Genomic DNA, 19,228 nt, shown 5'->3' on the forward strand with positions numbered 1-19,228 from the left:
AGTTACTCTCCTGTCGCACACGTTAGATGTTTTACATAAAGGTTTCTGACATGCCGCATCATGGCGCGATGCGGTAAAAGTTCTCCGGCAAAGGCCTGTGACCATACCGGATCAAGAAACTCCATATGGATAGTAGCAGGATGAAAGCCCTTGGCGCCAGGAGGAAACACCTGGAAGCTGTTGTGAATCAGCAAGGGGAGCACGGGGCGACCGGCCTTTACAGCAACGTGGAAAGCACCAGCCCGAAACTTGCCCAGAGCACCAGTGCGGGTACGGCTGCCCTCAGGGAAAATCACCAGAGTAACCCCATCACGCAGACGTTCAAGGCACAAAGCCTCGACCTGTTCTGCGGACAGACTCTCAGCATCAATATATTCCGCGCTGCGCATGGTGGGCGCAAAGAAAAAGAGCAAGCGGAAGGGCCAGCTTTTGGTTATCAGGCACACATTGGCCTGATCCTGCGCCGCAAGCAGGTATATATCCAAAAAAGACTGATGGTTGCACACAACAACCGACCCAGGATACTCCACTGCCATATGTGCGTTGCGAATACGCACCGGCAGCCAGGGCCGCAAAAAAAACAGCGTAGAGCGGCCATAAAGCCAGATGTACCGCCGATTAACCACGCACATGACACCGGGGAAAACCGTGTGCAACGCGGCAATGCACAGAGTTAAAGGCAAAATAATAATTGTCCAGCAAACAAAGATTGCACTTATGGCAATGTTTGACACAATATTACTGTTCCGCCTTGACGGTACCTTCATCGCGCAAGGCCTCGATGAATGCATAAATGTCCCCTAGTGTCTGAATTTTTACCAGGGACTCTTTGTTTTGCAATTTGAAGTTGAAGGCCTTTTCCAGCACTATGACCATATCTACGATATCAAGGCTATCAAGCCCGAGGTCTTCCTTGATATGCGCTGTAGGAACAAGCTGATCCGGGGACAATTCAAATTCTTCACTCAAGGCCGCGTCAATCGTCTCTCTAATTTTATTATCGTTCATTCTTTCCCAACATTGATTGAATTTTCACTCAACCTATCAAATATGATAGTGCAATTGCAACCGCCAAGCGCAAAACTGTTTTTCAATACCAAACCACTTGGTTTATGCAGATGCTCGCACATATGATTCAGATTTCCGCATCGGGCATCGGGATTGCGCAAGCCGCGCGTTGGAAAATAGGTGGAGGACTGCAACATTTCTATACACAAAATGCTTTCCAGCGCGCCGCTGGCCGCCATTGTGTGCCCAAGGTGCCCCTTGAAACTGCTCACTGGCACTGATGAGCCAAAAACGGCTTCAATGGCCTGCCCTTCTGCAATATCACCGAATTCGGTAGCGGTGGCGTGGGCGTTAACATAGGCAACATCCTGCGGTTGTACGCCTGCATCGTCCAACGTTCTGCGCATGCAGCCGGCAATGGCAGCCGCGTCGGGCTGGGCGATGCTGCCGGGCGATGAAGATATGGCCGCGCCGCGGATTTCCGCCAGTATGGGCGCATTGCGGGCCTGAGCACTTTCCAGACTCTCCAGCAGCAGGATGCCCGCACCCTCGCCGCAAACAATGCCTGTGCGCTCCGCATCAAAGGGGCGAGAGGCGCAATCCGGGTCTTCTATGTGGGATGCAGCGCCAAGGCGGTCAAAGGTGGCGGAGGTCAATAGGTGGAATTCATCCGCGCCGCCGCAGAGCATCATTTCTTCCCGCCCTGCCGCGATAGCCTCGTACCCGAGGCACAGGCTCATGAGGCCAGAGGCGCAGGCGGCAGCAGGCGCAAGCGTGCGGCCTGCGCACCCGCAGGCCAGGGCCACATTGGCGGCAACCGTGTGGCTCATGACCTTGAAAAATACAGTGCTGCGCATGCTCTCCACGCTGTGCTCGCGCAGAAACATCTCAAAAAACTCGTGCAGCATGGTGGGGCTGCCAACCGTTGAGCCAACAGCTACGCCCATGCGCTGCTCGGGCCGGGTACTCAGCCCGGCATTTGTCAAAGCCTCCCAGGCAGCGAGGCAGGAAAAAATAGACATGGGCGACATGGAACGCCGCAATTCCCGTGGAATACGCTTTTCCTGCAATGGCGGCACCAGCCCGGCCACACGGCACGACAAACCCTCAAGCTTGTATTCCGGCAAGGTGGTCAGCGCGCAACGGTTATCGCGCACACCTTCGTACATGGCTGCCACGCCTTCGCCAAATGGCGAAACCGCGCCCATGCCCGTAACGACTACTCGCTTTCCGCGCATTCCCTGAACTCCTTGAGAGCGTTATCGTGACCGAAGGAAAATCCCACGGCCAGGGCAGCGCTGACCATGCCGCCCAGCACACCGGGCAGCAGGATGTTCTGCCCGGCCAGGAACAGCCCCGGCAGGCGTGTGACAGGCAGCATGGGCATAGCGCCAAGGTGGTGCTTCACACCATAAAGGCTGCCAGTAGCGCCGTGAACCCAGCGCCTCATTGTCAGCGGGCTTGCCGCATCCAGGATGCGCCAGCGCCCTGCAAGCTCCGGCAGACGTTTTTCAATGTAGGCCTGCAATCGGGCAGCAGACTCACGCTTCCACGCCACATAGCTTTGGGGGCGCGGATGCGGATCGCCGTTGGGCAAATCCTTGTCATCCATGAGCGCCACGGCCATCACAGCCTTTCTGCCATCTGGCTGCGGTCTGTCGCAAAAAAGGTATATGCTGGGGTGCGCGCTTTCCACACCCTGGAACAGTTCTTCCGCTGAAGGCTCCGGCAGCAGATAGATGCTTTCATTTTCATTCAGGCAGTCGCGTGTTTCTGCAAACAGCAACATGGCGGAACGTGTTTCCGGCAGCTCATTTATGCGGTGCAGGTAGGCCGGACGCATGAGACCCTTGGGGATCAGCCCCTCAAGCTGCGAGGGATGCCCGGTAAAGAAGCAGCGCTCGCAGACAAGGCGGGAACCGTCACCTAATACCACGCCACGCACGCCTTGCGCCTTGTCCGCCTCTATACCCGCAACGGCAGCGTTGCAACGCACAGTGACCCCAAGCTCGCCGAGGCATGCCAGAAGCGCCTCAACCAGAGCCAGCCCACCACCCTGCCACGAGCCGCTGGACTGAAAATACGGCCCGGCCACAAGGGAATATTCTTCAAGTGAGGATTCTTCGGGCCGCACGCCGTACAAAAGGCACCGGGTGCCGAGCATGGCCCGCAAGTGCGGAGGAAAGCCCGCAGATGCAGCATACTGGGCCACGCTGCCCGCGCTGTGGAGCGCAAAAGACGGCTCTGCCCGCACAGCGGGATTCAGGTAGGGGGAGTGGCCCAGTTCCGTATCCATATGGTGCAGAAAAGCCTTCATGGCTGGCCCTGCGCCGGGAAATTGCCGCTCAACAGCTTCTGTTACCGCCGCTTGCCCTGCCGGAAGCTGAAACACCTGCCCATCGGCAAAGTGGAAGACCTCCGTGCGGGTGGTCGTGATCTGCCGCAAATGCTTTTCTACACCCAACGCCCGCAGCCAGCGGCGCAAAACGCCCCCGGCATGCAGACCGCCGCCGCAGTGAAAGCCCGTATCAAAATACAGGCCTTCGCGCCAAAAACCACGCAGCAACGGGGCAACGCGCGGGCCAGCCTCCAGCACGGCAACATCGTGGCCCTGCCGCGCCAGCAACAAGGCGGCAGTCAGGCCGGTAATGCCGCTGCCTGCGACCACGCAGCGCATCAGCCGAGCCTCAAGGCGATACTGGCGTTGCTGCCGCCAAAGCCCGCAGCGTTATTCAGCACGACTCGCGGGGGTTGCTCCAGCCTGCGGACAAGTACGGGAATACCAGCGGTATCTTCGTCCGGCTCTTCATAATTTATGGTAGCAGCCGTAAAGCCCGCCTGCGCCATAATGACGGCATAGGCCACCTGCGATGCGCCAGACATCCACAATTCATGCCCGGTGAGGCTTTTCAGCGCCATGACATCGGGGCAGTCAGCGCCGAAAACGGCCCGCAGATTGGCTGCCTCCGCCGCATCCCCCTGAGGGGTGGATGTGGCATGCGCGTTGACAATATCCACATCAGCAGCGCTCAGCCCGCCTTCCGCCAGAGCCATACGCATGGCGCGCGCAAGCCCTGTGCGGCTGGGAACGGAAAGGGTTTCGCCGTCCGCGCTGCAACCAAAGCCGAGTACTTCTGCCAGAATGCAGGCGTTGCGGCTGCGGGCAGTATCGTAATCTTCCAGTAGCAGGGCCGCAGCGCCGCCGCTTGGCACCAGCCCGTCCCTGCCCTTGTCAAAGGGGCGGGACGCCGCCTCCGCAGGCGTGCGCGCAGAAAAGGCCCCCAGACCGTCAAAGGAGCATACAGACGGCCAGTTCACTTCTTGCGCAGCGCCGCAGACCACGCGGTCAAGCCGCCCTAGGCGAATCTGGTCTGCCGCCTGGCCGATGGCATATGCCCCGCTGGCGCAGGCGGCGCTTACCGTCCAGCTTGGGCCGGTATTGCCAAGCAATACGTTGAGATTCATGGTGATGGTGGAATTCATGCAGCGAAAAACATGGCCGCTGCCCATGCCGGAAGTGCAGCCAGCTTCCAGCAAGGCCGCCTGCTGGTCAACTACAGACTGCACTGTGGAATCATTGCCAAAAACAAGCCCGCACCTGTCTGAGCGCAGGTCTTCGGGTGCCAGCCCGCCCTGATCCAGGGCATCCAGCGTTGCCGCATGCGCCTGAATGGCAAAATCCGGCATGCTTTTGCGCTGCTTTCTGTTAAGATGGCGCGCGCAATCAAAACCGTCTATATGCCCTGTAAGCGGGCTGTGAAAGCCATGCTCCAGCCGCTGCGGGTCGGCAACTATGCCCGAAATCCCATTATACAACGCGTTGGCGATCTGCTCGCGGCTAACGCCCAGAACGGATACAAGCCCCACGCCAGTTATGACAACTCGCCGCATCGGGCCTCACATGTACAGTCCGCCGTTAACGGACAGTACCTGCCCGGTAACGTAGGACGATAGGTTGGAACACAAAAATCGCACGCAGCCCGCCACTTCTTCCGGCAAGCCCGGTCTGCCAAGGGGCACGCTTTTCATATATTCATCCACTGGCAGCCCGGCCGTCATCTCTGTGCTGATAAAGCCAGGGGCCACGGCATTAACAAGCACGTTGCGCCGCCCAAGCTCGCGTGCAAGGGCGCGTGTTGCACCAATAAGACCAGCCTTGGCTGCGGAGTAGTTCACCTGCCCCGCCATACCTGCCTGCCCCGAGGTGGAAACAATATTTACAACACGCCCGGTGCGCGCCCGCTGCATACGCGGTACAACCTTGCGCGACACATGGAAAAATCCATTTAGATGCACACCGATGACGGAATCCCACTGCTCTTCGGACATAAGGCCAAAGACGGTATCGCGGGCAAAGCCTGCGTTGTTGATTAGGGCAAAGGGCGTTTCCTCCGCCAGCAGTGGATCAAGGGCGGCTTCCACCGCATCTTTGTCCGCCACGTCAAAGGGCAGCAAAACACATTGACGGCCTAGAGCCTCAATGGCATCGCGCACGGCTTCTGCGGCATCGTGGTCGTTGCGGTAGTTCAGCCAGATATCAAAACCATCGGCGGCCAAGCCAAGGGCAATGGCCTTGCCAATTCCCTTGCTTGCGCCCGTTACCAGAGCTATGGGCGAAGTTTGCATTTGCTCCCCTGCTTGCATGTTTGCATGCCTTTATTTATTAAAAAGGCACCAGATTGGACAGCCGCACAATATACAAGAGACTCTTTTAGGACAACTCTCAATTTAGGATGGAATTTATCATGCGGATTCTTGCAACAGCCTTGATTGCGCTTTTTTTCTTTTCCAGCGGATGCAGTTGGGTTGGCAGAACTGCTGGCAAAGCCTCTGCAAAAATTGAAAGAAAGGTTGATGCTGTTCAGCAGGGCTATAATGACGGCTACAAGGGTGAACAGAAAAAAGCAGACTAGTTTGCTATGTTGATTTTGTAGCACCGCACTGCTTGTTGAAGAAAATAATTCAACAAACAAGGTGTGCTGCATGGCTGGCAAGCATAAAGCCCAGATTCTGCGAGGCAACAGAAAACAAATCTGGCCCTGAGTTGAGCGCAGTTTGGGGCACCCTGCCATCTTGAAAAATTCAACGTGGCTTATACGTCCTTATCAAACATATAAGCCACGCTTTCACTCATCTCCTTAAACTTCAATACTGCCTACTTCCCTGCTGGCACCCGCGTAAGGCTTATCTCCGCCAGTGCGGCATCCAGATCAAGGTTCATTGCAAACCGCAACCCTTCGCTGCCAAGCACAACACACACGGGCTTATCCGCATTTTCCGTACTGCTCACAAACATGGTTTCAAAGGCCTCCCACATGCCGTCAGCGGTTTGGGGGCAGTCCACGGCTTTTCCCTTGGGGGCGAGGGCCGCACCCTGCGCGCCAAATACGCTTGTCTGGCCTCCGGCATCCAGAACCAGAGGCAGCCAACCGTTCTTTTTCAGTTCTTCAAATATGGCCCCAATGGTTGTATTGGCAAATGGCGCAGACAGGGCAACCGTTTCCAGCTCGCCGCCCTTGCCGTCAAATTGCAGGCCCTTGCCCGCGAGGCTCCACGACTGGTCGGCAAAGCACACGGCATAAGCGCCGGGTTCTTTAAGCTCATCATAGCCGGGCAGGGCAAATTCCTTCCAGCGGGCCACGTCCATTCCCTTGCGCATCAACTGCACCAGCATGAACATGGGCACACCCGCCGGGGCCACATAAGCCTCACCATCTGGCATGGTTATGAGCATGGAGGGATACTTGCGCTTTTCGTTGCGGCCTGCGGCATCCATTGCAAACTCGATTTCCCTGGCTGAACCGGGTTCAGGCTCGTGATAATACTGCCAGCCCATGCCGTTTTGCATGGTCACGCCAATGCGCGTGCAGTCATGCTCAGGAAACTTGGCCGGACTTACCGTCTTGGATGACTTTTTTGCCAAGCCCTCAACAACAGGCTTTTTATCCCCATTGTTGCCCACGCAAAAAACGGCCTTGATGTCAGAGTTCATGCTGTTTTTCAGCATTATCCCGGCCGCAAACCCCGTTGACGGCAGAAAAACCAGCAGGGCCGCCACGCCAGCAACCCATTGCTTCAGCAAGTACATGCGAGACTCCTTGTAGTGCGGTTTGACGAAATCCGTTGGTCAGATGCGCGCAATACCCCGGCATCAATGCAGCGCTTCGCGCAGTTCCGCCAGGTTGGCATCGTCTTCGGGGTAATACAGTTCAACAACCGTGTTGGCGTCATTGGTCAGCACTGTGCCGATGCCGCCTTCTCGAGTATAAAAATCAACGGTGCCTTCGCCGGTGGTGATGTTGATGCCCTTCAGCTTGCGGGCAAGATCAATAAGATCCGTGCCCCACTTCCCGTTTTCCACTTTTTTGAGTGGATACAATCCCACAGCGTACCACACCTTTTCGTCCGGTTTGTCATAGATTGTCCACTGTCCGGTGTGCGTTGTGCGCCAGCCTTCAGGGATGGTTTTTCCCTGCGGAGCTGGGGCGGGGGCAGCAAGGTCTGCCAGGGCCGCAAAATCAGGCCTGTCGCCAGTAGGGTCTGCGGGTTCCACAGGCCTGGCATCGTCCGGACGGTCGCCGGTCACAAGCCACCTGGTATTTTCCGGGCCTTGCGCAACTGCCAGCAGTTTGTTCAGGGGCGCTGCATTCTTGGCCTTAGGAAAAATTTTCAGGCTTTTTACAATGGGCCCCACACCTCGGCAGGCATGTCCAACAGAGACTTCCATATACTTGTCGTCCGCAAGGCCAACCCAGTATCGCGCAATCTTGTCGGCAAAAACAACCCCCTTACCTTCACCCAGAGTGCGCAGGTCGTTGCCGCCAGTTATGCTGGCGGAAGCTTTTGCAAGCAGATCCAGATCGCCGTTGAAGCAATCCTTCTCAAGCATCGTCACATAGCAGTCTTCTTTGGGAGAGCTGAGCAGTACCTGATTCCCCTCCTCCTGCGTTTTCCAGCCTGCTGGCACCTCGACCACCCAATCCCCCACCGTGCGGGGAGCCGCAAAAGCCGAAAGTCCGGGGCACAACAGCAGGCACAGCAATACAAAAGCAGGCTTCGCGGCAGCCTGTAACCATAAAAAAGGAATCGCACTCCGGGGCATTCCCCAGCCGACACAAGCAGAGCCATCATGCACGCACACTTTGGAAACCCTCAAAAAGCCCATGTCGCAATCCCCCGGAATTTTATTGGTGATTTCGGCCTGATTTTCCCTTTCCACTTCCTTACCTTCGTAACGCACCTGTGCATAAATGTCTTTGGATGTTTTGGCCTGAGGGCGACAAAAGGAGGCAGCACGAGAGGGCCGGTCTGGGGCTTATCCAGAAGACCGCCTCTTATGGCTGGCGGCACTGAGGCATTGACCCAATATCACATATATGCCAGTTTTTATGGCAACATTAACTGGATTTTTGCCACGCTAACCGAGTCCGCTCGCATCACGCTGATGCATAAGCCTGCGTATGTTCCCAGCAAATCCAAGGAGTTCGTATGAGCACCGGCATCTTGATCGCCATAGGGGGCGCTGTGGTTGTGTTCGCGGTCATTGTAGCCCTTTACAATGCCCTGGTGCGCGGCAAAAACATGGTGGACGAAGCCTGGAGCAGCATTGATGTGCAGCTCAAGCGGCGGCACGATCTGGTGCCCAATCTGGTCAGCGCCGTCAGGCAGTATGCCAGCCACGAAAAGAGCCTGTTTGAAGAGGTGAGCGCGGCGCGTGCCCGCAGCCTCTCCGTGCAGGGCGATGTTGCGGCCCAGGCCAAAGCGGAGAATCTGCTTTCCGGCGCGCTGGGCAAGCTTTTTGCCATTGCGGAGGCCTACCCGGAACTTAAGGCCAGCGAAAACTATCGCCAGTTGCAGCAAAGCCTCGCCACGCTGGAGGACGAAATCCAGATGGCCCGCCGCTACTACAATGGCGCAGCAAGGGAACAGAACGACCGAGTCCGCCAGTTCCCCGGCAATCTGGTTGCCGGATTTTTCCACTTTGCCCCTGTGGCGTATTTTGAACTTGATTCACCAGCAGAACGGGCAGTTCCTGATGTTGGTGCACAATAACAGGCAAGACGGGCTGGGCCGCCGATTGTGGCGGCATGCCCTGCACTTTATGGCTGCTGCCTTGATGGCTGCCTTGCAGCTTTGGGGCTCCGGCGTGCTTATCATGGCGCGGCGGTCAGACACCTTGCTTGGCTGCAACCTTGCCGCAGGGCTCATCTGGCTGTGGTATGCGCGGCGGTGCTATATACGCGGCAATTTCGCGCGGATGGCCCTTGCGTTCATGGGCCTGCTCGGCTCTGTGGGGCTTGCTGCCCTGAGCCTGCCTGACATACTTTTTTAACCACCGCCTGAGCCCAGACATCCCACCACAAGCAGCTTGCGCAAGGATGAAACCATGCACACGCCCAATGCCAGCAGTTGGTTTACACGCCGCATTGCACTGACCGTATGCGCCCTGCTGCTCTGCATCCATGCCATGTGCCTTGCTGCCGCGCAGGAACGCATAGAGAGCTTTGCCTCTACCGTCACAATCCATCAGGACGGCAGTATGCATGTGCGCGAAGCAATTGTTGTGCAGGCGGAAGGCAATCAGATTAAAAAAGGCATATACCGCGAACTCCCCCTGCTCTATTCCGGCCCGGCGAACTACAGCGGCACGGTTCCTTTCACCGTTACATCCGCAAGCATTGACGGCGTGCCCCTCAACCCGGTCGAAACCGAAGTCAGGAACGACTACATTCGGGTGCTCATGCGCGGCAAGGAGCCGCTCTCCACGGGGCAGCACCGCTTTGTGCTTGAATACGACACTTCCCTGCACCTGCGTTTTTATGAATCCAATGGGGAACTCAACTGGAACGCCACTGGCGTGTGGGGCTTCCCTATCCTTGACGCTTCATGCCGCGTTACACTGCCCAAGGGCGTAGCCGTGCAGCAAACCGCCGCGTGGGCCGGGCTGGCTGGCTCCAGAAATTCCGACCACATCACCATTGGCAGACCGCAAACCAACGAAGCATCCTTTACCCTTGCCAGCACCCTTGAGCCTGACACGCAGCTTACGGTGGCTGTGGCCTTTGACAGGCAGGGCATTGCCGACCCTGTGCTTCCGCTTGCATTGCAGCAACAAAGGGAGGACGAAGCCCTGGAGCTGGCCCGGCAGGAAGAGGAGCGTGTCATCAGGGAGCGGGGCCTGCTCTTTGAAGTCCTGTATGATAATCCCTTGCTGCCCGCGCAGTGTCTGGCTTTTTGCGCTGTTTTTCTTTATTATTTTCTGCTTTGGCAACGCCTTGGCATTGACCCGCCCAAGGGTGCCATATTCCCCCGCTATTACCCGCCCAAAGCCGCTCAGTGGAGCAAAAAATCTGCTGCTGAGGCCACGCCGCAAGTACTTTCGCCGCTGGCGGTGGAGTTCTTATACAAGTCGGCCCGCATCTCTGGCCGGGGGCTTGCCGCCACGTTTCTGGCTCTGGCGTTCAAGGGGCTGTGCCGCATCAGCAAGGCAGACGCCAAAACCTATGCGCTGGAGCTGCCCGCCGCATCAAACGGACGCACAGAGGGGCTTACCGCAGAAGAACAGACCGTGTACCGCGAGCTTGTGCACAGTACTGGCAAGGGTGAAAAACTCTTGCTGCGCCCCAAAAATGAAGATGTCCGCAGTATTTTCAACGCTGCCAGGGCAAACCTTAAGCAAAACTTTAAGGGTGCATGGCAGCTGAACACCTGGGTTGCAGTGCTTGGCTGGTTTTTGGTGCTGCCGCTGGCTTTTGCGGCGAGCTTTTGGGAAGTTGACCCTTCGTTGCTTACCCCGGATAGCTCGCAACTGCCGCTGATTCTTCTGTTGCTCGCGGTTTGCATGGCTTTTTGCGCCGCACTGGCGCTCCCCCTGCTGCTGGTGCGGCAGCAGGCAAAATCCCTGCTGGCAACTCTGGGGCTTATGGCTTTGCCCCTGACCGGGATAACTGCGGTTGGTCTTCAGTTTTATTTTTACGATCTGGGGTGGCTGCTTCTTTTGCTCATGATTATCACATCCGTTGTCTTCACAGCCGTCATCAAGGCTCCAAGCCCCGCAGCCCGCGCTGTACTGGACGAAATTGAAGGCCTTGCCATGTATATGCGCACGGCGGAACTGCCACGCATGGAGCAGGTAGGCGCGCAGGATGAAAAACCCGAAAACACGCCCGAGGTTTTTCGCCGTCTGCTGCCCTATGCACTGGTGCTGGGGCTGGAAAAAACGTGGTGCAACAGGTTTGCCGAGCAGATCCAGGCGGCAGCGCTGGAAGACTCCGGCGTTGATGTCGCCCTTGTGCACGGGCATGACGGCTGGGGCGACTTTTCCAATGGTTTTGGCAGCGCCGTAAGCGCCTCCTCCGCGTCTGCCGAATCTTCATCCGCCAGCGGTTTCAGCTCCGGCGGTGGCGGCTCGGGCAGCGGATCTGGCGGGGGTGGAGGCGGCGGACTGTGAACTACAAAACGACTCAGGGATTACGTACTTTCGTGACGAGCAAGCAATAGCAAAAGGACTATTTTTCATGTTATTTAATATAATCGATTTGAACACCTGGAAAAGGAAATATTATTATCAGCATTACGTCCATACTGTTCGCTGTACTTACAGCATCACAGTAAATATAGAAATTGATTCACTTGTAAAAGAATTGAAGCTTCGTGGAGTCAAGGCATACCCTGCTCAAATATACATGCTTTCATGCGCCGTTAATAAATTTCAAGAATTCAGAATGGCTATAAATACTCATGGCGAACTTGGCTACTGGGAATCAACAAGCCCAAGTTACACGATTTTAAACAAAAAAACTGAAACTTTCAGCAGTATATTCACGCTATTTGATAGTGATTTCAGCAAATTTTATGACAACTGCATTCACGACATGGAAAAATACGGCAACTCTGATACGCTTTTTCCTCAAAACAACATGCCTGAAAACTTGTTCACAATTTCATCCTTTCCCTGGCAGAGCTTCACCGGCTTCAATCTGAATGTTTACGGCGAGGGAACATACCTTCCGCCCATTTTTACTATTGGACGCTATCTGGAACAAAACGGAAAGACACACATGCCGCTTTCCATTCAAGTGCATCACGCAGTGTGCGACGGCTATCATGTGGGAAAATTCATAGATGCCGTTCAAGGTCTGGCCCAGAACTTCAGCGATTGGCTGTGACCTGTTTGATCGACCTGGCATTTCCTCCTTGACCATTTTTTATTTATCTATATATTAACAAAAAATGCCAATAAAGTATCGTTTATGAGTAAATCGTCAGCTTCCACAGCCGCCCTGCCGCCCAAGGTTCTGGCAAAACTTGAGGATCTGGGCCGCAGAATCAAACTGGCGCGAAAGCGCCGGGGTCTGACCCTGCACGAAATGGCCAAGCTCATGATGGTTTCTGTTGGCTCCCTGCAAAGGCTGGAGAGCGGCACACCGGGAACAAGCCTTGGCACCCTTGTGACTGCCCTGCTCACCCTCGGGCTTGAAAACGACCTGGACAACGTGGCCGCCATGGAAACGGACATGATCGGCCTTGCCCACGAACGCAGGCGGCTTGAAGGAAAAACGGACGGCAAGGACAAAATTTCCTACGACTTTTAAGGGAGCCAGCTCATGACAACCCGCGTGGCGTATGTGCATATGCACCTTGAAGGCAGCTTTGTTGTTGCCGGACGCCTGCGCTATGTTCAGGATGGCCGGTTCAGCCAGTGCTTCTTTGAATATTCCAACCGCTATCTGGAGCGGCCTGACGCGGTTGCCGTTGACCCTGTTGCGCTGCCCCTGCAACGGGAACACACCTACGAAGGCCCGCTGGGCGGCGCGCTCTTTAACGGGCTGCGCGATGCCTGCCCTGACGACTGGGGCCGTCACGTTCTTGATATAGCCGCCGAAGCCGCAGGCTCCCACCTTGGCGAATTTGACTACATGCTCTATGCCGGGCCAGACAGAATCGGCGCGCTCGGTTTCAGCAGCGCGCCCGATGCCGCCCCATTTACCGATGTGCCGCCCTGGGCGCAGAGCCTCCCCGGCGCAGAACTTGACCTCCAGGGCATGCTGCTGGCTACGGACAACGTGGAGCAGGCGGACGATCTCAACCCGCAGTACAGACGCTTTTTTGTGCGCGGTTCTTCCATTGGCGGCGCAAGGCCCAAGGCCTCGTTTGAGCAGGACGGCAAATTCTGGGTTGCAAAATTCAGCAAGGAGCGTGAAGCTTGGCCCACTTGCCGCATAGAGCATGCCAATATGCTCCTCGCGGCAAAGTGCGGCATCAATGTGCCGGAAACGGATCGGATTACGGTTCTGGGCAACCGCGATATCCTTCTGGTTGAGCGTTTTGACCGCCAGATTCGCAGCGGCGCCCTGCACCGCTTGCCCTTTGTTTCGGCCATGACCCTCATTGGCGCCGCAGGGCCGGAAGCGCATGCCGCCTACGCCGACATCGTCACAGCCATGCGGCGGGATTTTTACAGCGCTGAGGCCACGCGCAGCGATATCCGCGAGCTGTACCAGCGCATGGTCTTCAATGCCCTGTGCAACAACTCCGACGACCATTTGCGCAATCATGGTTTTCTGCATCTGGCTGATCAGAATGGCCGATCCGGCTGGCGGCTCTCTCCGGCGTATGACGTGGTGCCGCAGCCTGTGATGGACGAGGCCCCACGGGCCTTGCACCTGAGCGTGGGGCCGGATGGCCGCAGCTCCGCCATGAGCAACGTGCTGGCCGCGGCACGGCACTTTGGCCTTGCCCCCGATGAAGCACAGATGATTGTTGAAGAAATCAGGGGGACAATCCGCCAGAACTGGGAAAGTCTGCTCCTGAGCACAGGGGTGCCGCAGCGTAACCTTGCCGATCTGCGCAACTGCTACGCCCTCGCCCTGCTGCCGGATACAGCAACGCCATAACACAGCATTGGAATAAAAATGAGCGGGCGGGTAAAGGCTTACATTAACAATAGACGCTCATGGCTTTTCTGAAATATTCTTTCATGCTTTCCCTGATGCATTCAGGGGCGAGCACTTCTGCATCGCAGCCAAGGCTGGCAACAAAACTGTGCCCCTGATCATTGTCAGTTAATGGAATACGGGCCAGCCACGTATTTTCATTCTCCTGCTCAAGCGCCGCATCTCCAAACAGTTCCACAATTGTCTCTCTGGCCCTTGCAGATATCCGTATTATTCCATCCATGCATTCTGCATCGTCAAAATTTCGAACAATAAAATCTTCTGTAGCAACAGTGCGCGGAGAGAACGATTCCTTGCACAGTTTTGTTTCAGCCATACGTGAAACTTTAAAAAGGCGCATGCCCTCACGCAGCAGGCAATATCCCCCAAGATACCAGCTCCTTCTTTTAAGAATCAGTTTGTATGGTTCTACACGGCGGGCGCTCCGCTGGCCTTTACGGTCATTATAATCAAACTCCAACAGCCTATTATCCTTCAAGGCCTGCTGAATTTTCACGAGCGCTGCCATACCAGCATGATTGTTGCTCCAGGGAGTCAAATCAATTGATACCTGCCCTGCCTGCAATTCAATTGCCTTGCGCTCTGCCTCAGGAACAAGCCCTTTAATTTTTGCAATTGCTCCTGCCACCTCGGCACTTGAATAAGACGTGCGAATACTGCCCAGCCCCATCAGGATCATGGTCACATCCTGCGACGTGAAGAAACGCTTTTCCGCCTTGTAACTTTCAAGAATGCCAATTCCCCCCTTTGCACCAGGATACGTGACCACGGGCAAACCCGCCTGATTTATTGTATCAACATCGCGATAGATGGTTCGCACAGATACTTCAAACGTCTGGGCAAGTTCTGAGGCGCTTACTTTTTTCTTTTCCAGCAAAATCATCACAATGGACAAAAGGCGGTCAATTTTCACTCTGGCCTCCATCAGGCGCTCAAAAACATGACATAATGTTGTCATGTTTACTCTGCTAGACATAAATTTCAACAAAATAATGGAGGTTGCCATGAGCACCAACATGCCAGAGGCTGTGGAAATATTTATGGAAACAATGAACACTGCCGAAACTGAAAAACTGGACAGTTGCCTTGCAAGCGAGGCTGTGCTCTTTGACCCGGGCGAAAACAATGAAATCAGCGGAATAAATGCCATCAAGGCCTTTGTTGCAGATTCAAAGGAAAAATTTGATCTTTGCACAACTGTTATTGATGCAATTTCTACTGCTGAGAGCACAAAAGTCATAACGTTGACAAAAGGCAATTTTCCAGGGAGCCCGCAAAAATTTTCTTATGAATTCATTGTCAAACACGGATTGATACAAAGTATCAACATCCTGCCAGCATAGCTGCAGCAAAGGGCATAATCATGAAGCAGATACATTTTACAGTTGATCCACAAAAGTGCGTCCAGTGCAATGCATGCATAACCGACTGTCCTCGCCATATAATTTCCATCTCCGACGGTTTGCCGTGGGTTTCGCCCATACTGGAAGCAAACTGCCTTGAATGTCAGCATTGCCTGGCCGTATGCCCTACAGGGGCAGTAAGTATTTTCGGCCTCAAGGCAGAGAACAGCATAGAACTGAGCGCAGAAAAAATACCATCTGCCAGCCAGATGCACACGCTGTTGCGGGGACGGCGCAGTGTGCGCCAGTACAGTACGGAAAATGTGCCAACCGGAATGATTGATGATCTTCTCGCCACGCTGGCAAATACACCAACAGGCTGTAACGATCGCACCTTGAGTTTTGCTGTGGTGGATGATCACAACGTAATGCAAAAACTACGCATCAGGGTGATTGAATCAATTGAGAACAAAATAGAATGCAATGAGTTGATGCCAGATTTTTTATCAGCGGCTGTGGCAGCCTATCGGCAACAGGGAGTAGATGAAATATTTAGGGGTGCGCCGCACTTGCTTGTTGTCTCTGCGGCAGAGACCGCAAGTACACCTCTGCAAGATATTTCTCTGGCTCTGGCATATTTTGAATTGCTCGCCCAATGCAGCGGATTGGGTACAACATGGTGCGGATTCTTGAAATTTGCAGTTGATGCAGCTCCAGAATTGCGTCCCATTCTCGGTCTGGATCCTGAAACACCTTTTTATGCAATGCTTTTTGGGTATCCGGCTGTTCGCTACCACCGCACGGTGCAACGCGACAATGCCGCGAAAATCAGGCACGTTTCCTTGTAGGGCAGCAAAAAACAAAAGTCAGTGCGACCGTTGTGGTCAGCACTGACTTTGCTTTTCTGCACTGTTGCGTGCTTGTCTGTCAGCCTACCATGCGGCTTGCACCGCTTCCCTGGCCAGATGGAGCATGCTTTCCGGCGCAATGCCAAGGGCCAGAACCAGCCCCACAAGGCATATGCCCGCCATACGCGCGCCTGCGTGAGGCACAATGGGTTCCGCATCATGTAGCGCGGCCTCGGTATACACGGCGCGCACCACCTGCAAATAATAGTAGATGCCGATTGCTGTGTTGATGGCGGCAATGATAACCAGGGCCGTATGCCCAGCCCGCCACGCGCCCGTCAGCAGCATGAACTTGCCCATAAAGCCCACAAAGGGCGGAATGCCCGCCAGCGCGAACATGCTCACGCCAAGCACAAAGGCCAGCATGGGCGAGCGCCGCGAAAGGCCGTTCAGATCCTTGATGCTCAGGTTCTGCCCATCGGGCGAAACCACGCACAACACCAGAAATGCCGCCAGCATCATAAACAGATAGCCGGTGGCATAATAGAGCGCCGTGGCAATGCCCCAGCCTTGCAGGGTCGCCATACCCATGAGGATGTACCCGGCATGCGCTATGCCCGAAAAGCCAAGCATGCGCTTGACGTCAGTCTGCACCAGCGCCGTGAGGTTGCCGTAGCACATGGACGCTATGGAAAGCCCGGTCAGCAGCAGCGCCACGTGCCCCTCGCCGGGATATGCCATGGAGCAGAACCGCGCCAGCACGGCCACGGCCACAATCTTGGGTATGGAGGCGATAAAGGCCGTGGTGTCGTTGGATGCGCCCTGATACACGTCCGGCGCCCAGAAGTGGAAGGGAAACACCGCCAGCTTGAAGAACATGCCGCAAAAGAGCATCAGCAGCCCAACCAGAGGGGCGGCATGTGATCCGGCTGTCCTCATGGCTGGCAATATCTGGTCAAGATAGGTGCTGCCCGCGATGCCAAAAATCCAGCTCATGCCAAAGAGCATGATGCCCGAGGCCGTCACGCCAAAGAGCAGATACTTGATGGCCGCCTCCATGGGCGCGCGCATGCTGTCCGAGGGGGTGCGCATGGGCACCAGCAGATAGAGCGAATACGAAGACAGTTCAAGGGCGATGAACAGGGTGATCAGCTCCACACAGCTTGAAAGCAGGGTCAGCCCCAAGAGGCTTGTGAGCAGAAAGAAATAATATTCCGGGCGCATGCGCACGGAAATACCCTTGGTGTCTGCCCCAAAAAGCAGCATCAGGGTAAAACCGATGGACATCACGCATTTTACCAGCTGCGAAAACAGGTCTACCCTGTAGGCTCCGTAAAACAGGGTTCCCTTGGCAAAAAGGCAAAGAACGGAGGTAGCGGCAAAGGCTGCCCCAACGCAAAGAACCAGCAGGCGCAGGGTTTGCGTCCGGGCTTCCGTCAGAGTCATGCAAAATGCCAGCAGACACCCTGCAAGAAGAACCAGTTCCGGTGCAAAAAGATGTGCGTTCATGCGTAGGCCTTATGTCTGTGCTTGGGGTTCATCAACGCGCAATAAGTTCAGCAAGGGCCAGTGCGCTCGTGGCATGGTAGCCGGTCTGCGCCAGCAGATGGTCAAGGCTGGGCCTCATGACGCGCAAAAACGGTTCCGGGGCCAGCCCAATCCAGAAAACAAACACCAGCAACGGGGCCAGGGTCACGGCCTCGCGCCAGCCAAGATCGTACATGCGCGACTGGTCGGGGTTGTTGGTGCCGCCCCAGATCACCCGCTGCAACATGCGCAGCATGTAGGCCGCCGCCAGTATGGCACCGGGGATGGCGCAAACCGCCACGATCTTGTTGTTGAAAAATGCCCCGGCAAGGATAAGAAACTCGCCCACAAAACTGTTTGTGCCGGGAAAGGCCAACGACGACAGCGAGAAAAACGTCAGATACGTCACATAGATGGGCATGAACTTGCCAAGCCCGGCCGCGTCCGAAAGCTCGCGGCTGTGCGAACGCTCGTACACCATGCCCACGCAGAGAAACAAAGCCCCTGTGGTGACGCCGTGGTTGATCATCTGGAGCAGCGCGCCCTCAAGCCCCCGCTGGTTCAGGGCAAAGATGCCCAGTGTCACAAACCCCATATGCCCCACGCTTGAGTAGGCAATGAGCTTCTTCATGTCCTGCTGCGCAAGGGCGGTCAGGCCGCCGTAAATGATCCCCGCCACAGAGAGCCACTGCAAGGCGGGCAGCAGGCCGATAGCCGCGCCGGGCGTAATGGGCAGGCAAAAGCGCAAAAAACCATAGGTGCCCATTTTCAGCAGCACAGAGGCCAGAATCACCGAGCCTGCTGTCGGGGCTTCCACATGGGCCGCTGGCAGCCAGGTGTGGAAGGGAAACATGGGGACCTTGATGGCAAAAGCGATGAAAAAGGCCAGAAATACCAACAACTGGAAGCGCTCGGAATATTGCTGCCCCATGAGCGCGGGAATACTGAACGTCCCCTGATTGATGTACAGGGCCACAATGGCCACCAGCAGAAATACCGAACCCGCCAAGGTATACAGAAAAAACTTGATGGAGGCGTAGCTCTTGCGCGGCCCGCCCCACACGGCGATGAGCAGATACATGGGAATTAGCATGGCTTCCCACAGCACATAGAACAGCACCAGATCCAGCGCCATGAACACGCCGAGCATGGATGTTTCCATCACCAGCAGGCAGATCATGAATTCCTTTACGCGGGTCTGGATGTACTTCCACGATCCCAGCACGCACAGCGGCATGATGAGCGTTGTCATCATCACCAGCAGCAGAGAAATGCCGTCCACGCCAAGGGTGTAGTTGACGTTAAAGCTCGCAATCCACGGGTGGTGCTCCGCAAACTGGTACAGGGCGGATGTGGGGTTGAACCGCGTAAACAGCGGCAGTGAAATGACGGCGTTTGCCAGAGTGACCAGCAGCGTCCACACCCGCACGCTGTTCTCCCCCGGCAGCAGGGGCACAATGACAGCCCCTGCCAGCGGCAGAAAAACAAGAATGCTGAGGATGGGATACCCCAAGGTGTTCATGCTCAGAAAATCCATTGTGGCGAT

Annotated in this window: 20 protein-coding genes; 9 read left to right on the plus strand and 11 right to left on the minus strand. The window is 55.7% G+C overall.

What is annotated here, in order from left to right:
- Positions 1 to 2: 2 nt before the first annotated feature.
- The 6 genes from ACUZ9Q_RS07335 to fabG are packed head-to-tail and all read right to left on the minus strand — an operon-like array spanning position 3 to position 5,634.
- Entirely contained in the window at positions 3 to 791 is a 789-nt protein-coding gene (locus tag ACUZ9Q_RS07335; RefSeq protein ID WP_449247626.1) for a lysophospholipid acyltransferase family protein, read from the minus strand.
- Positions 739 to 1,008 carry an acyl carrier protein gene (locus tag ACUZ9Q_RS07340; RefSeq protein ID WP_022658786.1) on the minus strand — a complete coding sequence of 90 codons (270 nt, stop codon included), beginning with the start codon at positions 1,006 to 1,008 and terminating at the stop codon, positions 739 to 741. The genes ACUZ9Q_RS07335 and ACUZ9Q_RS07340 overlap by 53 nt, the downstream gene beginning before the upstream one ends.
- A complete protein-coding gene (locus tag ACUZ9Q_RS07345; protein ID WP_308584234.1) occupies positions 1,005 to 2,246 on the minus strand; it encodes a beta-ketoacyl-[acyl-carrier-protein] synthase family protein in 1,242 nt (413 codons plus the stop codon). The genes ACUZ9Q_RS07340 and ACUZ9Q_RS07345 overlap by 4 nt, the downstream gene beginning before the upstream one ends.
- Positions 2,228 to 3,685 carry a phytoene desaturase family protein gene (locus ACUZ9Q_RS07350; RefSeq protein WP_449247627.1) on the minus strand — a complete coding sequence of 486 codons (1,458 nt, stop codon included), beginning with the start codon at positions 3,683 to 3,685 and terminating at the stop codon, positions 2,228 to 2,230. Before ACUZ9Q_RS07350 ends, ACUZ9Q_RS07345 begins: the two co-directional genes overlap by 19 nt.
- On the minus strand, positions 3,685 to 4,899 hold the full coding sequence (locus ACUZ9Q_RS07355) for a beta-ketoacyl-[acyl-carrier-protein] synthase family protein (RefSeq protein ID WP_449247628.1): 1,215 nt from the start codon (positions 4,897 to 4,899) through the stop codon (positions 3,685 to 3,687). The genes ACUZ9Q_RS07350 and ACUZ9Q_RS07355 overlap by 1 nt, the downstream gene beginning before the upstream one ends.
- Positions 4,900 to 4,905: 6 nt before the next feature.
- Complete coding sequence (fabG, locus tag ACUZ9Q_RS07360; RefSeq protein ID WP_225529807.1) at positions 4,906 to 5,634, minus strand: 3-oxoacyl-ACP reductase FabG; 729 nt, start codon at positions 5,632 to 5,634, stop codon at positions 4,906 to 4,908.
- A gap of 119 nt (positions 5,635 to 5,753) precedes the next feature.
- On the opposite strand from fabG, the gene ACUZ9Q_RS07365 reads away from it, so the two are divergent.
- The gene (locus tag ACUZ9Q_RS07365) at positions 5,754 to 5,921 is read left to right on the plus strand and encodes a hypothetical protein (protein ID WP_192111807.1); all 168 of its coding nucleotides are present in this window, start codon (positions 5,754 to 5,756) and stop codon (positions 5,919 to 5,921) included.
- A 242-nt stretch (positions 5,922 to 6,163) separates the two neighbouring features.
- Here ACUZ9Q_RS07365 and ACUZ9Q_RS07370 read toward each other — a convergent pair whose 3' ends face one another.
- On the minus strand, positions 6,164 to 7,096 hold the full coding sequence (locus ACUZ9Q_RS07370) for a hypothetical protein (RefSeq protein WP_449247629.1): 933 nt from the start codon (positions 7,094 to 7,096) through the stop codon (positions 6,164 to 6,166).
- A 63-nt stretch (positions 7,097 to 7,159) separates the two neighbouring features.
- Positions 7,160 to 8,110 (minus strand): hypothetical protein, encoded by a 951-nt coding sequence (locus ACUZ9Q_RS07375; RefSeq protein ID WP_449247630.1) that lies wholly within the window; start codon positions 8,108 to 8,110, stop codon positions 7,160 to 7,162.
- 386 nt (positions 8,111 to 8,496) lie between these two features.
- Between ACUZ9Q_RS07375 and ACUZ9Q_RS07380 the strand changes: the two genes are divergently transcribed.
- The 6 genes from ACUZ9Q_RS07380 (at position 8,497) to ACUZ9Q_RS07405 (ending at position 13,904) form a co-directional block, all read left to right on the plus strand.
- Positions 8,497 to 9,060, plus strand: a complete 564-nt coding sequence (locus ACUZ9Q_RS07380; RefSeq protein WP_215647605.1) for a LemA family protein — start codon at positions 8,497 to 8,499, stop codon at positions 9,058 to 9,060.
- Positions 9,044 to 9,340, plus strand: coding sequence for a hypothetical protein (locus tag ACUZ9Q_RS07385; RefSeq protein ID WP_308584218.1), 297 nt, complete (start codon positions 9,044 to 9,046; stop codon positions 9,338 to 9,340). The genes ACUZ9Q_RS07380 and ACUZ9Q_RS07385 overlap by 17 nt, the downstream gene beginning before the upstream one ends.
- A 54-nt stretch (positions 9,341 to 9,394) precedes the next feature.
- Positions 9,395 to 11,458: a DUF2207 domain-containing protein gene (locus tag ACUZ9Q_RS07390; RefSeq protein ID WP_449247631.1), complete on the plus strand. Its 2,064-nt coding sequence runs from the start codon at positions 9,395 to 9,397 to the stop codon at positions 11,456 to 11,458.
- A gap of 67 nt (positions 11,459 to 11,525) precedes the next feature.
- Positions 11,526 to 12,176, plus strand: coding sequence for a type A chloramphenicol O-acetyltransferase (catA, locus tag ACUZ9Q_RS07395; protein ID WP_215647603.1), 651 nt, complete (start codon positions 11,526 to 11,528; stop codon positions 12,174 to 12,176).
- A gap of 84 nt (positions 12,177 to 12,260) precedes the next feature.
- Entirely contained in the window at positions 12,261 to 12,602 is a 342-nt protein-coding gene (locus ACUZ9Q_RS07400; RefSeq protein WP_215647602.1) for a helix-turn-helix domain-containing protein, read from the plus strand.
- Between the two features lie 12 nt (positions 12,603 to 12,614).
- Positions 12,615 to 13,904 (plus strand): type II toxin-antitoxin system HipA family toxin, encoded by a 1,290-nt coding sequence (locus ACUZ9Q_RS07405; protein WP_215647601.1) that lies wholly within the window; start codon positions 12,615 to 12,617, stop codon positions 13,902 to 13,904.
- A gap of 43 nt (positions 13,905 to 13,947) precedes the next feature.
- Here ACUZ9Q_RS07405 and ACUZ9Q_RS07410 read toward each other — a convergent pair whose 3' ends face one another.
- Positions 13,948 to 14,922 carry a helix-turn-helix transcriptional regulator gene (locus tag ACUZ9Q_RS07410; protein ID WP_215647600.1) on the minus strand — a complete coding sequence of 325 codons (975 nt, stop codon included), beginning with the start codon at positions 14,920 to 14,922 and terminating at the stop codon, positions 13,948 to 13,950.
- 46 nt (positions 14,923 to 14,968) lie between these two features.
- Between ACUZ9Q_RS07410 and ACUZ9Q_RS07415 the strand changes: the two genes are divergently transcribed.
- Entirely contained in the window at positions 14,969 to 15,307 is a 339-nt protein-coding gene (locus ACUZ9Q_RS07415; RefSeq protein WP_192111816.1) for a nuclear transport factor 2 family protein, read from the plus strand.
- A gap of 20 nt (positions 15,308 to 15,327) precedes the next feature.
- On the plus strand, positions 15,328 to 16,155 hold the full coding sequence (locus ACUZ9Q_RS07420; RefSeq protein WP_192111817.1) for a nitroreductase family protein: 828 nt from the start codon (positions 15,328 to 15,330) through the stop codon (positions 16,153 to 16,155).
- Positions 16,156 to 16,239: 84 nt separating this feature from the next.
- On the opposite strand, the gene ACUZ9Q_RS07425 is transcribed toward ACUZ9Q_RS07420, so the two are convergent.
- Both ACUZ9Q_RS07425 and ACUZ9Q_RS07430 read right to left on the minus strand, forming a co-directional pair.
- Complete coding sequence (locus tag ACUZ9Q_RS07425; protein ID WP_449247632.1) at positions 16,240 to 17,664, minus strand: NADH-quinone oxidoreductase subunit N; 1,425 nt, start codon at positions 17,662 to 17,664, stop codon at positions 16,240 to 16,242.
- A gap of 31 nt (positions 17,665 to 17,695) precedes the next feature.
- Complete coding sequence (locus ACUZ9Q_RS07430; RefSeq protein ID WP_192111819.1) at positions 17,696 to 19,219, minus strand: NADH-quinone oxidoreductase subunit M; 1,524 nt, start codon at positions 19,217 to 19,219, stop codon at positions 17,696 to 17,698.
- Positions 19,220 to 19,228 lie beyond the last annotated feature (9 nt).

It is taken from the genome of Desulfovibrio desulfopostgatei (genome assembly GCF_053570645.1).